Source organism: Paenibacillus sp. FSL R5-0407 (genome assembly GCF_038009185.1).
Lineage (GTDB): Bacteria > Bacillota > Bacilli > Paenibacillales > Paenibacillaceae > Fontibacillus > Fontibacillus vini.
In genome coordinates, this window is sequence record NZ_JBBPAX010000001.1 from 2203618 (window position 1) to 2217477 (window position 13860).

A 13860-nucleotide genomic window follows, 5' to 3' on the forward strand; every position below is an offset into this window, starting at 1 on the left:
TATTAAGCGGGGAGAAGCAGCAGCAGTCGTTCTGCGGATCATGGGACTCTCGGAATCCACCTATTACGATCGTAAAAAGCGGATGAGTGACCCGGAAAGACGTTCCAGAGCAAGACATAGTGGACGTCCAGCGCCCGGATACTCATATACTTTTAACGGAGAACAAGTAAGTGACGACCAAATTAACAGTTGGCTTCTTGAGCTTATTGAGGGTGAGGAGCATGTTTATGGCTACAAATTTCTTGGACATTGCATCCGTGACCGATATAACGTAAGGCTGAATAAAAAGAAATCCCATCGCTTATGCAAGGAACTAGGGATCCTACAAAAAGCACGCCAACGTAAGCCGGCCCATCCACGGAGATTACCGAAAAATCGGGTGGTCACAGGATCGAATCAATTGTGGCAAATGGATATTAAGTATGGTTATGTAATCGGACGCGAACGGTTCTTTTTTGTACTTAGCATTATTGATGTATTTGATCGTGTCGTGGTTGGTCAATATAGAGGTCCTGTGTGTGAGGCAAAACATGCCGTGCAGACGCTTTGTCATGCATTGCAGAAGCGCATACAGCCAGGAGAACCCATGCCTGTAATTCGCACAGATAACGGGCCGCAATTTGTAAGTAAATTATTTGGGGATATGTGCGAGAGTCTGGAACTCATTCATGAAAGAATACCGCCACGCACACCAAACATGAATGCTTACATTGAATCCTTCCACAGTGTACTTGAGCGACATTTATTCAGTCTAAGAGACTTCATGACTTTTGAGGAAGCTTACGAGGCTTTAGATGGTTACATGGACTTTTACAACAACAGAAAAATGCATGGCAGTTTAAAAAGAATGCCTCCTGCGGTATTTTCTGTTTGGGTTAAAACGCAGGAGGATACGTCTGAATTTCATAAAGCGATGTAATTGTTTGAAATAGTGAGCTATTATGCGAACGAGCCATTTTTGGTGGGTAAGACTCCGGATTTAAGGGGCCTAGCCGAATATCCAATCAAACTATCTCAGCCTGCTTTTGTTGCATCTTCTCACTGGAAAAATCCAATGGGACTTCACTCCGATTCATTCCATTCCAATGCGCTTTTCCACAGTTTACATACCTCAAGCCACATTGTTTGTTCCCCCATTGCCCCATCCTATAGCCGCAAAAAGTAAAAAAGCCGTCCCCCCTAGGAGGACAGCTCTTGATAACCCGCGGCGCCGACAAAGCGGCGGAACGCTTCGCGTCCGGCTTCGTCTACTTTAAAGACACCCGCGTGGCCTAAAATCTCCGCAAACTTGCGGCCTACTTCTTCTTTGAGCAGCGCATCGGCCTGCTCGCGCTCCAGCGTCATGCCGTGGCGAGACACCAGCTCCTTAATCCAATCGGCGTGAACCGCCAACGGGCTGTCGCCGGCCGGATCCGAAACGGTCCGCTCGTACAAAGCAGCGTCGCCGCTCAAAATACCCGCAATATCGGCCAGTTCCTGTTTCAGACGGCCCGGCAAAATCGCGAGGCCCATCACTTCGATCAAGCCGATATTTTCTTTTTTGATATGGTGCATTTCCCGGTGAGGGTGGAAGATTCCTTCGGGATGCTGCTCATTCGTGCGATTGTTGCGCAGTACAATATCGAATTCATATCCGCCGTCCGCGCTCCGCCGGACGATCGGCGTAACCGTGTTATGCGGCACAGGTTCGCCGGAACCACCTTCGGTATTTTCGCTAAAGGCCAGCACTTCCGCATCAGGATCGCTGTAGGCTTTCCATTTTTCATACAGATCGTTCGCTGCCTCCAGCAAAACTTCAGGATCCTGTCCCTTAAGCCGCAGCACCGACATTGGCCAGTGCACCATGCTCGCCGTTACTCCGCCAAATTCCGGATGGCTGAACACCGCTTCGATCGGCGCCTTCTCCAGCGGGAAGGTGTGACGTCCACCCTGGAAATGGTCATGCGTCAGAATGGAGCCGCCCACGATCGGCAAGTCCGCGTTGGACCCGATAAAGTAGTGCGGGAACCGCCCGGTAAAATCAAGCAGCCGCTTCAAGGTCAACTTGGTCAGCTTCATTGGCACATGATCATGGTGGAATACGATGCAATGCTCATTGTAATACACGTAAGGCGAGTATTGGAAAAACCACGGTTCCTCGTTCAGCTCGAGCGGAATGACGCGCAGATTTTGCCGGGCCGGATGGTTGATCCGCCCTGCGTAACCCACATTTTCCCGGCAGAGCTGGCACTTCGGATAAATCGGCGGCGGAAGCAGCTTCGCCATCGCGATTTCCTTCGGATTTTTTTCCGGCTTGGAGAGGTTAATCGTGATCTCCATATCACCGAAGGACGTCGGCTGGTTCCAATATATATTTTGTGCAACCCGGTCCATCCGGATATAGTTACTGTCCACGGACAGCTTATAGAATTCATCCGTAGCCGCTTGAATGCCGCCATTCTCTGCCGTTTGACGGAATTTAGCAATTGTTTCCGAAGGACGCGGCATTAAAAGTCCCATGATACGGGCGTCCAGCAAATCACGGAAAGTATCCGTATTTTCCGGAATCAGTCCGATTTCAACGCCATAGTCGATCAATACGTTTAGCGGTTCCTGCGGTCCGGTCAATACTTCCTCGCCGACTTCGCCTGCAAACGGCTCGTCAAATCCGAATAATTCCAGTAGCCGGTTTCGCGAATAATCGAGATCCCACCAGTCGATCAACCCTTGCTGCAAAGCATAGTGAGTCAGCCGTTCTATAGCATACTGCGCTTCTTGTCTGTTTTGGTTAGCTTCAGCTTCCACTATTCTTCACTCCTTAGTTGTCACCGTAGCCGTCAGGATGATTGAGATGCCATTCCCAGGCGCTGCGGATAATATCGTCCAATTTGTTACGGGTAGGTTCCCAGCCGAGCACGGTTCTCGCTTTATCCGAAGAGGCGATCAAAATGGCAGGGTCGCCTTCCCGCCGCGGGCTAAGGACAACCGGGAAGTCGCGGCCTGTCACTTCTTTGACTTTGGCAATAACCTCTTTGACCGAGAAGCCTTGACCGTTTCCAAGATTGAACACGTTGCTGTCTCCGCCGCCGATCAAATAGTCAACCGCACGCATATGGGCATCGGCCAAATCGCCGACATGGATATAGTCGCGGACGCAAGTTCCGTCAGGTGTATTGTAGTCGTCACCGAACACCTTGATCGAATCACGTTGACCCAGCGCCGTTTGCAGGATCAGCGGAATCAAGTGACTTTCCGGATTGTGATCTTCGCCGATCCGCCCGCTCTCGTGAGCTCCTGCAGCATTAAAGTAACGGAGAGCTACGTATTTGATACCCAGCACCTTATCGAACCAAGACATCATCCGTTCCATCATCAGCTTGGTTTCCCCATACACATTAGTAGGCTGCGTAGGATCGGTCTCTTCAATCGGCACCTTATCCGGTTCGCCGTAGGTCGCCGCCGTGGAGGAGAAGACGATTTTCCGCACATTCGCGGCATCCATCGCTTCAAGCAGGCAGAGTGTTCCGTAAACGTTGTTGTCGTAGTATTTCACCGGATTTTGCATGCTTTCTCCGACCAGGGAGTTAGCGGCAAAATGAATTACGGCTTCAATCTCATTCTCGGCGAACAGTTTGGCGAGCAGCTCTTTGTCACGCAAATCCCCTTCATACAGCTTCCCGCCAAGCAGCGCCCCTCTATGCCCGGATTGCAGATTGTCGATAACTACAACTTCCTTGCCTTTGTCCAGCAGTTCCGCTACCGTATGGGAACCGATATATCCGGCTCCGCCAGTCACTAAAATCGCCATGTTCAGTTATCCCCTTTCACTTCATGGACTCCATTGCCGACGCCGCATACATAAAACTCGCCTTCCAGACCGGTACGTTCCTTATAAGCCGAGCCTACTTCGGATACAAAGCGGTCTACTGCATCTTCATGAACAAGGGATACCGTGCAGCCGCCAAATCCGGCACCGGTCATCCGCGCGCCAAGCGTACCTTCAATCTTGCGTGCTTCTTCCACCATCACATCCAGCTCCATGCAGCTTACTTCATACAGATCGCGCAGGGAATCGTGAGAGGCGTTCATCAGCGCACCAAAGGCAGTCAGGTCGTTTGCGCTCAGCGCATCCACCGATTTCAACACGCGGGCGTTTTCTTCCACCACATGGGCCGCGCGCCGGAGCAGCACTTCATCCGTGAACTTCCCTTTCATTTGTTCAAAACGTTCCGGCGACAGGTGAGCCAAATACTGAATCTGAGGTTCTTCCTCCTGAACGATGCGGAGAGCAGCGTCACACTGTTCCCGGCGCTCGTTATATTTGGAGTCCACCAGTCCTCTGCGCTTGTTGGTGTTGCCGATGACCAGCTTGTACGCTCCCGTCTTGAACGGCACCAATTTATACTCCAGCGTATCGCACATGAGCAGAATCGCATGATCCCGGGCCCCGTTCGATACGGCGAATTGGTCCATAATTCCGCTGTTTACGCCTACATAGAGGTTCTCCGCTTTTTGCGAAAGGACTGCGATTTCGACTTTATCCGTAGGTTGCCCTTCCATGGACAGCAGCGCAAAGGCAGTTACTACTTCAATGGAAGCCGAAGAGGAAAGGCCCGCCCCGTTCGGTATTTCACCATGGAACAGCAGATCATAACCGCTAGTGAGGGTAATTCCCTTTTTACCAAGCTCCACGATCACGCCTACCGGATAATCAACCCACTCTTCCGTTTTGGCTTTGCCCAATTCATCCAGTTCGATTTCAGCAGTATAAGACAAATTGGTTGATGCAAATGTAACTTTCTTATCGTTCCGTTTCCGGACGGCAACCGTGGTTCCGAATTCCAGAGCGGCCGGCAGCACATAACCGCCGTTGTAATCGATATGCTCGCCGATCAGATTGACCCGGCCCGGAGCATTGAAGATCCTTACGGTTTCTTCGCTCCCTCCGCAACGTGATATAAACAATTGTTCCATTTCCTGTTTTTTCATTTTACGTACACCCCATCTTCATGGAATCTTAAGTTCTACACTTAGTATAAAAAACAGCCTTGTTTTTGATAATGCATCTATGCGAGAATTATATGGACAAATGTGACCATCCTGCAGAAAGGAAGGCTCTCTAATGATTCATGAAACTTATAGCGCGGCAGCCAATCCGGAAATTAATGAGGTTAGCGACCTGCATGTGCTGTTTGCCGGGGAAAGCCAGACCCAGGCCGATCACCGTCTCGGCCCTAAAGTCTATGATTACTTTCTTCTTCATTTTGTTGAGGAAGGCAAAGGCAGCTTTCAAACCGAATTCGCCCATTACGATCTCAGTGAAGGCGATTGTTTCCTGATCCAGCCGGACCAGCTTGTCAGCTACGCTTCCGATACGGTCGCTCCATGGCGTTACCGGTGGATTGCTTTTAATGGAGACAAAGCGTACCAACTCATCTCCCGGGCGGGCTTCACGCCCCATCTTCCGGTGTTCCAACCCGGCCCTGACAGCCGGATTCCCGGACTGCTGGAGACGGTCCTTCAAGCTTTTCGCAGTAAAAAGCCCAGCTCTCATCTCGCTTCGCTCGGATACCTGCATCTTATCATGGCAGATGCGGAGGAGACGCTTGTAAGGGAGTCCGCGCTTCCGGCGGGCGAGACAGGTGTGCAGCGTATCGTTAAACAAATGATCCACTACATGTCCAGCCAATATGCGCATCCTTTATCGATTGAACAGATGTGTTCGAGCCTTGGGTATAACCGGGCCTATTTGTCCAGAATTTTCAAAAAAGAAACCGGGCTTACGCCCGTCACCTACCTGCTGAAGCTGAGAATCGACAAATCGCGTCAGTTGCTCCGCGAGCGGCCTGAATTGTCTATCGAGCAAATCGCTGCTTCCGTCGGCTTGGCGGACGCCTTGTATTTCTCCCGCCAATTCCGCCGATTCCACGGCGAGTCCCCCAGCGCGTACCGGAAAAACGCGTCAGGGCAGCCTCATCTAAAAAACACCCCTATCCATCCATGATGCCGGATAATAGGGGTGTGTCCCTTAATGCGCTTAATTATTGATGATCTCCATTCGTATTCAAAATCGTTTCGATGCGGGCCAGTTCCTCTTCGCTGAAGTCCAGCTTGCTGAGCGCCTGCACATTCTCCTCGATCTGACTGACACGGCTGGCACCGATCAGGGCGGAGGTCACTCTGCCGCCGCGCAGCACCCAAGCGAGCGCGAATTGTGCCAGACTTTGGCCGCGGGCCGCAGCCATTTGGTTCAACGCCCGGACTTTCCGCAGCGTTTCCGGCGTGATCTGTTCTTCTTTCAGAAACCCTGTGCTGCTCTTGGCCCGGGAATCGTCCGGAATGCCGTTCAGGTATTTGTTTGTGAGCAAGCCTTGAGCGAGAGGGCAGAAAGCAATGCTGCCTACACCGTTTTCTTCCAATACGTCCTGCAATCCGTTCTCGATCCAGCGTTCAAGCATGGAATAGCTTGGCTGATGAATGAGCAGCGGGGTCCCCAATTCTTTCAGGATAGCAACAGCCTCGGCGGTCTGTTCCGCAGAGTAGCTGGAAATCCCCACATACAGCGCTTTTCCCGAGCGCACGATATGATCCAGAGCCATCATGGTTTCCTCCAGCGGAGTCTCCGGATCGGGGCGATGCGAATAGAAAATATCCACATAATCAAGGCCCATCCGCTTCAGGCTTTGGTCCAGACTGGAGACCAGGTACTTGCGGGACCCCCATTCTCCGTATGGTCCAGGCCACATATAATAACCGGCTTTGGTGGAAACCACCATTTCATCCCGGTAAGGAGCGAAGTCTTTCTTTAAAACCTGTCCAAACATTTCTTCGGCCGAACCCGCAGGGGGCCCGTAATTATTAGCCAGGTCAAAATGAGTGATTCCAAGATCAAACGCACGCCGTAACATTTCACGTCCGTTTTCGAAGGTATCCACACCTCCGAAGTTATGCCACAATCCGAGCGAAATGGCCGGCAGCTTCAAGCCGGAACGTCCTACACGGTTATATTTCATAGTTTCATAGCGATCATCGCTGGCGGTATAGACCATCTTGTTTCCCATCCTTCCTGATGTGAAATGCCTTCGCAAAATATAATAGCTCGTTCAAATGCCTTTGGCAAGAAACCGTTTTCTTGCTTCTTATTTAAACAATTCGACTACTTAGAGCCCGCGAAGCTTCTCTCCGACGTCCTTCATCACATTCCCGATCGGATCCTTGATGTGAAGATCGGCTCTGTGATCGAAGGCCGTGCTGGAAGCATTGAGCAGAACGGTCCGTTCTCCCCGGAAATAGGTGATGAAGGATGCGGCAGGCTGAACTGTGAGCGAGGTTCCGCCGATCAACAGCAAGTCCGCTTCCGCTATGGACTTGACCGTCTCCCCGATGACCCGCTCGTCCAGGCTTTCTTCGTACAATACGACATCGGGCTTCACGACCCCGCCGCACGCTTTGCAGTGAGGAACAACCTCCGGACTACCCATCACCTCGTCCAAGCTATGGAAGCGGCCGCAGTCCATGCAAGAGTTGCGGTGTATCGAGCCATGAAGCTCCAGGACGTTCTTGCTGCCCGCCATTTGGTGCAGACCGTCTATATTTTGCGTCACGACGGCCTGGAGCTTGCCTTCCTTCTCCAAATCGGCCAGCAGGAAATGACTCGGATTCGGCCTTGCTTCCGGATGAATCATCTTTGTTTTGTAGAAATCAAAGAATACTTCCGGATGACGATCAAAGAAACTCCGGCTTAATATTTCCTCAGGGGAGTAAGGCGATTCCTTTTCCATTTGATAGATCCCCGCGGCGGAACGAAAATCGGGTATCCCGCTCTCCGTAGAGACACCTGCTCCCCCAAAGAATACAATCCTCTTGCTTGCCTGAATCCATTCCGCCAAAATATCACTTTTCGACTGCGATATCCCTGCCATCGTATAAGTCCTCCTTCCGGCCCCTTTTATGGGGTCGCCTTCAACTCCGTATAATCGGTAATAATTTTGTCAGCATCAAGCAGATAGCTGGCTCCATCGCCGTCCGGCGCGATTCCGAGCCTCAGTGCCGCACCGGCCCGCACCCCCATCGCCATATCCGCATTGCTGTCTCCGATCACCACGCACTCCTCCGGGGTAATCCCCAGCTCGCGCATGGCCAAATAAGCCATCTCCGGATCAGGTTTCCCTTTAATCACCCTGTCCCGGCCGACCACGCTATCGAAATATTCCAGGATGCCGAGCCATTCCAGATGCTTCAAAGCCTCGGGCGTCGTGTCGGAAGTAACTACCCCGAGTCGTATTCCCGCAATGCGGCAGGAATCCAGGAAGCCGCCCAAACCAGGCATCGGGTGGGCGCTCTTCCGTTTTTCAACTTCTACCATTGCCGAAGCGCTGAATTGGCGGACTTGAACTACAGCTTCGTTCCATGGTACTCCGGCATTATAAAGCTGCCAGGCCAAGATCGCGGTGACTTCTTCTTCCGTCCCCATCGCAAGCGGGCCGGTTCTGTCATATCCTGCGGCACGTCCTGCCTTATCGTAATGTAAGCCCATCAGCCCTGTCGCAGAGACCGGCAACTTAGCTCCCAATACCGCAAGATGACCTTCCAGCAGCTTGGTCAGCGTCTCCGCCCAACCTCCCCAAAGCTCCATAAAATCGAGCAGGGTTCCGTCTTTATCGAACAAAATCCCCCGGCACGGAACCGGATGATCCCCGATATGTACAACTGGCATTCAAGCACCTCCAAGCATCGCCTAAAATCCTGAATTTTCTATATATTATCCTCATTGTACCCCGTGCATAGCAAAGAGACAAAACCGCAATGGAGCAGGTTTCATCAGTTGGTCACAACTAAGACATCTGAGAGCGTTTTCCATTGTGATAATAATCACAAGGTTTGCCATTCAAAGAGAGTATTTTTAAACAAGAGAACAATAATTCAAATTTTTAATATTCCAGCTGTTGCTCCGCTATTGCTTTACGGGTAGCGAAAGCTGCATGGGAAGGGGCTTAACGTCATGTCGGCAACACATTTAAATCAACGGGGTGAGACATTTTTCCTCAACCTGCGCTTTCTGCTCATCGTATGCGTTTTTATCGGCAATGCGATAGAACCGCTAATTAGCCGGATGGATGGAATTCATTCGCTCTATATGTGGATTTTCACTTTTCATATGCCTCTGTTCGTATTTGTAACCGGGTATTTTGCCAAATCCAGCCTCACCGGGGAAGCCGGCCGCAAAGTACTGCTTCAGATCGGCATGCAGTATATTATTTTTCAAACCTTGTACTCCGTGCTTGATATAACCGTATTCCAAGTGAAAAATATTCAACATTCGTTCTTTGCACCCTACCTGCTTCTTTGGTTCCTGGCCAGCCATTTCTGCTGGCGTTTGGTCCTGCTTTCCTTACGCAAGTGTTCGCCGCTTCAACAGATTGCCATCTCGGTCCTTCTGGGCGTACTGGTCGGCTATCTGCAATTGGACGGAACCTGGCTCAGCTTTTCCCGGACCTTTGTGTTCCTCCCGTTCTTTATAGCGGGCTATCACTTTTCTTTTGCCGCTTTGGAGAAATTCCTTACCCGTAAGGTTAGAGTCACCGGCATGATGCTATCGGCAGGACTCTTCCTTGTACTTTACCTGGGAGGCGGCAATCTGATTCCCGGCTGGTTATATGGAAACATGACTTATATGCAGCTCGATCATCACGAATGGTATGCCGGGTTAATCCGACTGTCTTTGTACCTATTGCAGCTGTTTGCCGGGGCCATCTTCCTTTCCTTTGTTCCGGCAAAAGAGAGTCGGCTGACGGATTTCGGACGCAGAACGCTGTACGTCTTTTTGCTTCACGGCTTGATTATCCGTCTGGCGGCGGCTTCTCCGCTCTATGACTATATTCATACGGGAGCGGCCACCCTCGGTCTGATTGCCGGGGCTGTGATCCTGACCGTATTGCTCAGCCAGCCGGCTGTCCGTAAATGGACCTCCCCGGCGATTGAACCGCCGGTTCAATGGGTAGTAGAATTGGAGCGTAGAGCTCTCGGACAATTCAATCATTAACAAATTTTGATATAAAATACACAAAAAGGACCATATAGGTCCTTTTTGCTTTTTTGCTTTTTATTTCGAATATTGGTTTCAAACTAACTGACCGTGGTAAATAAAGCATACGGAAGACAAAAACGACCTAAGGAGTTGATAAGCATGGCACGGAGCAAGGGTAAAATGAGCCGTGAGGAAGCAGGCCGTTTAGGAGGACAAGCCACCTCCAAAAACCACGGTAAGGAATTTTATCAGGAGATCGGCCAAAAGGGCGGAGAAGCAACCTCCCGCAACCATGACAAGGAATTCTACCAAGAGATTGGCCAAAAGGGCGGAGAAGCCACTTCGGAGAAGCATGACAAGGAGTTTTACCGCGAGATTGGCCGAAAAGGCGGAGAAGCCCGCAATAATAACAACAAATAATGGAAGCCGTGGTTATTTACCCGGTTTCCTTGCAGAAGAAGCTCCGGTAGCACCGGGGTTTCTTTTTTTCGTTGCTAGAAAAACCGGAATACATATGATAGACTTTAAAGAAAACCTTTAGCGGTGTAAAGTTCCAAAATCAATATATTCTTTTAGTGGGGTGAATCATCTTGGCAGCAAAAAAAATGCGTTCAGACATGATCAAAAAAGGCTTCGACCGCGCTCCTCACCGCAGCTTACTGCGGGCCGCAGGCGTGAAGGAAGAAGATTTCGGCAAACCGTTTATCGCGGTGTGCAACTCGTATATCGATATCGTGCCAGGACACGTGCATCTGCAGGAGTTCGGCAAAATCGTCAAAGAAGCAATTCGCGAAGCCGGCGGCGTACCGTTTGAGTTCAACACGATCGGTGTGGACGACGGAATCGCCATGGGCCACATCGGAATGCGTTATTCTCTGCCGAGCCGGGAAATTATCGCCGACTCCCTGGAAACCGTCGTTTCCGCACACTGGTTCGACGGCATGGTCTGCATCCCGAACTGCGACAAAATCACGCCGGGAATGATGATGGGCGCACTTCGCGTCAACATTCCGACCGTGTTTGTCAGCGGCGGACCGATGAAGGCCGGCGTAGACAGCAAAGGCCGCAAGCTTTCGCTTACTTCGGTATTTGAAGGCGTAGGCGCCCATCAAGCGGGACAAATCAGCGATGATGATCTGCTCGAGCTTGAACAATTCGGTTGTCCTACTTGCGGCTCTTGTTCCGGTATGTTCACGGCTAACTCCATGAACTGTCTGGCGGAAGCATTGGGCTTGGCTATGCCGGGTAACGGAACGATCCTGGCGGTGGCTGAAGAACGCCGCGATTTCGTAAGACAATCGGCACGTCAGCTGATGGAATTGATCAAGCTGGACCTTAAACCGCGCGACATCGTAACCCAGGAATCGATCGACAACGCGTTTGCACTCGACATGGCTATGGGCGGCTCCACAAATACGGTGCTGCACACACTCGCCTTGGCGCAGGAAGCGGGGATCGATTATCCGCTGGAGCGCATTAATGAAGTAGCAAACCGCGTACCTCATATCGCCAAGCTGGCTCCGGCCTCCGATCTTTTCATCGAGGACGTTCACCGCGCCGGCGGCGTAAGCGCCGTGCTGCATGAGCTGCTCAAGAAGCCGGGAGCCATTTATGGAGACCGGATCACAGTAACAGGCAAAACGATTGCCGAAAACGTGGAAGGCTGCGAGATTCTGGATCATAGCGTCATCCATCCGATCGATAAGCCGCATTCGGAAAAAGGCGGCTTGGCCATTCTGTACGGTAACCTGGCTCCGGAAGGTTCCGTCATCAAAGTCGGCGCCGTAGATCCTTCGGTCGGCGGCTATCATAAAGGCCCTGCCATCTGCTTCGACTCCCAGGAGCAAGCGCTTGAAGGCATCGCAAACGGCAAGGTGAAGGAAGGCAGCGTAGTGGTCATCCGCTATGAAGGACCAAAAGGCGGACCGGGTATGCCGGAAATGCTGGCTCCTACTTCCCAAATCGTCGGCATGGGCCTTGGAGCCAAAGTCGGCCTCATCACCGACGGACGCTTCTCCGGCGCTTCCCGCGGCATCAGCATCGGACATATTTCTCCGGAAGCCGCTGAAGGCGGACCGATCGCCTTTGTCGAAGATGGTGACATCATCGAATTGGATCTGAACAACCGGAAGATCGAACTGCATGTCGATGACGATGAAATGGCACGCCGCCGCGCCAACTGGAAAGGCTTCGAGCCAAAAGTTAAAACCGGCTACCTTGCCCGTTATTCCAAGCTCGTTACTAACGCTAGCTCCGGCGGCGTATTGAAGATCTAATATTCATTTGATAATCAACATACATGAAGAAACCGTCCGGGCAGTTGCCGGACGGTTTCTTTTTTGTATCATGGATTTAAAAGTGCTATGGGCATGGAATCGTCGCGCTTAAAACCGCTTCTTCTTCCACTACTTCATTTTCCTGTTTCCCGGCCATCTTCCGATGAGAACCGTCTGTCAAATACTGTGTGACGAGATAATCCACAGGCATTACGATCAGCTTGGGAATCATATGCTCGGCGGACTGTTTTAACCGGGAGCCTCCATCCGGATGAATGACTCGAAGCAAAAATTTCAAGTACCATTGCGATGACTTGGCAAACCAGCCTTTCGGAAGATCGGTCACCGTAAAGCCGAACTGTTCAGGTCCGCGGTTAATCATGCTTACGCCGTACAGCGCTTTGACCTCATGCAATTCGTGATGGTCCACCACGATCTTTGCCAGCTTCGGCAATTCCTTCTCCATACTGCGAACCATTTTGATGGCCAGCTGTACGGGAGACTTGGAGCGCGTACCTATTTCAAACAGCTTTTTATTGTCAAAATGCAGTTCCATGACCTTGTCTCCGCCGCGAAGCATGTTTCCTCCGATCATTTCAACAGGGTCCCCGTGATAAGGCCGGATTCGAAAATGCAAGAACGGATCTTCCTTGTTGGCCGTTTGAAGCTGGAACAACAGGTGGAATATTTTTTCCCAAAGCAACCACAAAAAAACAACGCATCGTTTGGCCCACGACAACCGCTTGGGACCGACCGGTGTAACCTTCCCGTCAGAACTCGCCAGATTCTTATTCCGCTTCACCGATTCGCTTGTCCGAATCAATTCATCTACCCGAATGCTTCTCAGATTTCTCTTCTCCGCCTCTTGCAGAATCCGGTCCAAAGCGATCAGCATTTCGCCCGGTGCGCCGCTGTTAGCTCCCAGCGTAGATCCGCAATCATGCAGGAGGAATACCTCTCCGCCCCGAAGCTTCTTCATCATCCGCTCGGTCAAGCGATCTGCGCCAATCCGTTCGCGCCAGTCACTGAACATCGCTGACCAGAGCACAATTTGCGTATTATCCCGCTTCGCGAAATCAAACAGGTTCACAATGCCCCATGGCGGACGATAGTAATTCGTTTTGAGCCCTGTTACTTCCTGAATGATGTTGCTTGTTTTCTGTATCTGTTTCTTGACGGCCGCAGGTCCCATCAGCCAGTTTGTCTTATGCACATAATTATGACTTCCGATCAAATGGCCTTCCTCATGCATCCGTTTAATCAAATCGGGATGTTTCTCCGCATTGGAACCGACAACGAAGAAGGTTGCCTTGGCATCATGACGCTTCAGCAAATCCAGCAATTTAGGGGTATAAACAGGATCTGGACCATCGTCAAAAGTAAGTGCAAATGTATCATCGCTCACCCCGCGTCTGAACACCCGAAAGCCAAATATGCGTGTAATCAGTCCAGGTATGAACGCATATAGCGATGAAATATAGAATAACCACAGCAGCAAAGTCTCCATGTCGCTTCTTCCCCACTTTTCTATGATCAATGACTTTGTCATGCCCTAAAGCATAGCATCCCCACTATTTT

General features: G+C 51.1%; 12 protein-coding genes. 5 read left to right on the forward strand and 7 right to left on the reverse strand.

Features of this window, described 5'->3' with window-relative positions; genetic code table 11:
- Position 1 precedes the first annotated feature (1 nt).
- On the forward strand, positions 2 to 919 hold the full coding sequence (locus NYE70_RS10480) for an IS3 family transposase (protein WP_280520412.1): 918 nt from the start codon (positions 2 to 4) through the stop codon (positions 917 to 919).
- Positions 920 to 1179: 260 nt separating this feature from the next.
- Here NYE70_RS10480 and NYE70_RS10485 read toward each other — a convergent pair whose 3' ends face one another.
- From NYE70_RS10485 to NYE70_RS10495, 3 genes are read right to left on the reverse strand one after another with little or no spacing between them, the layout of a single operon-like run.
- Entirely contained in the window at positions 1180 to 2784 is a 1605-nt protein-coding gene (locus NYE70_RS10485; RefSeq protein WP_341045930.1) for a UDP-glucose--hexose-1-phosphate uridylyltransferase, read from the reverse strand.
- 13 nt (positions 2785 to 2797) lie between these two features.
- On the reverse strand, positions 2798 to 3787 hold the full coding sequence (gene galE / locus NYE70_RS10490; RefSeq protein ID WP_211020085.1) for a UDP-glucose 4-epimerase GalE: 990 nt from the start codon (positions 3785 to 3787) through the stop codon (positions 2798 to 2800).
- A gap of 2 nt (positions 3788 to 3789) precedes the next feature.
- On the reverse strand, positions 3790 to 4953 hold the full coding sequence (locus NYE70_RS10495) for a galactokinase (protein WP_435530061.1): 1164 nt from the start codon (positions 4951 to 4953) through the stop codon (positions 3790 to 3792).
- Between the two features lie 148 nt (positions 4954 to 5101).
- On the opposite strand from NYE70_RS10495, the gene NYE70_RS10500 reads away from it, so the two are divergent.
- Positions 5102 to 5983, forward strand: coding sequence for an AraC family transcriptional regulator (locus tag NYE70_RS10500; protein WP_290406050.1), 882 nt, complete (start codon positions 5102 to 5104; stop codon positions 5981 to 5983).
- Positions 5984 to 6020: 37 nt separating this feature from the next.
- Here NYE70_RS10500 and mgrA read toward each other — a convergent pair whose 3' ends face one another.
- The 3 genes from mgrA to NYE70_RS10515 all read right to left on the reverse strand — a co-directional run bounded on the left by mgrA (position 6021) and on the right by NYE70_RS10515 (position 8695).
- Positions 6021 to 7028 (reverse strand): L-glyceraldehyde 3-phosphate reductase, encoded by a 1008-nt coding sequence (gene mgrA, locus NYE70_RS10505; protein ID WP_213656475.1) that lies wholly within the window; start codon positions 7026 to 7028, stop codon positions 6021 to 6023.
- 111 nt (positions 7029 to 7139) lie between these two features.
- Positions 7140 to 7901 carry an NAD-dependent protein deacylase gene (locus NYE70_RS10510; RefSeq protein ID WP_211020088.1) on the reverse strand — a complete coding sequence of 254 codons (762 nt, stop codon included), beginning with the start codon at positions 7899 to 7901 and terminating at the stop codon, positions 7140 to 7142.
- A gap of 26 nt (positions 7902 to 7927) precedes the next feature.
- Positions 7928 to 8695, reverse strand: coding sequence for an HAD family hydrolase (locus tag NYE70_RS10515; protein ID WP_211020089.1), 768 nt, complete (start codon positions 8693 to 8695; stop codon positions 7928 to 7930).
- A 285-nt stretch (positions 8696 to 8980) separates the two neighbouring features.
- Here NYE70_RS10515 and NYE70_RS10520 point away from each other — a divergent pair, with 285 nt between their 5' ends.
- The 3 genes from NYE70_RS10520 to ilvD all read left to right on the forward strand — a co-directional run bounded on the left by NYE70_RS10520 (position 8981) and on the right by ilvD (position 12282).
- Positions 8981 to 10021 (forward strand): acyltransferase family protein, encoded by a 1041-nt coding sequence (locus tag NYE70_RS10520; protein ID WP_290406051.1) that lies wholly within the window; start codon positions 8981 to 8983, stop codon positions 10019 to 10021.
- Between the two features lie 144 nt (positions 10022 to 10165).
- Complete coding sequence (locus NYE70_RS10525) at positions 10166 to 10426, forward strand: KGG domain-containing protein (protein WP_211020091.1); 261 nt, start codon at positions 10166 to 10168, stop codon at positions 10424 to 10426.
- A gap of 167 nt (positions 10427 to 10593) precedes the next feature.
- Entirely contained in the window at positions 10594 to 12282 is a 1689-nt protein-coding gene (gene ilvD / locus NYE70_RS10530) for a dihydroxy-acid dehydratase (protein WP_341047570.1), read from the forward strand.
- An 85-nt stretch (positions 12283 to 12367) separates the two neighbouring features.
- Here ilvD and NYE70_RS10535 read toward each other — a convergent pair whose 3' ends face one another.
- Entirely contained in the window at positions 12368 to 13789 is a 1422-nt protein-coding gene (locus NYE70_RS10535) for a polysaccharide deacetylase family protein (RefSeq protein ID WP_341047572.1), read from the reverse strand.
- Positions 13790 to 13860 lie beyond the last annotated feature (71 nt).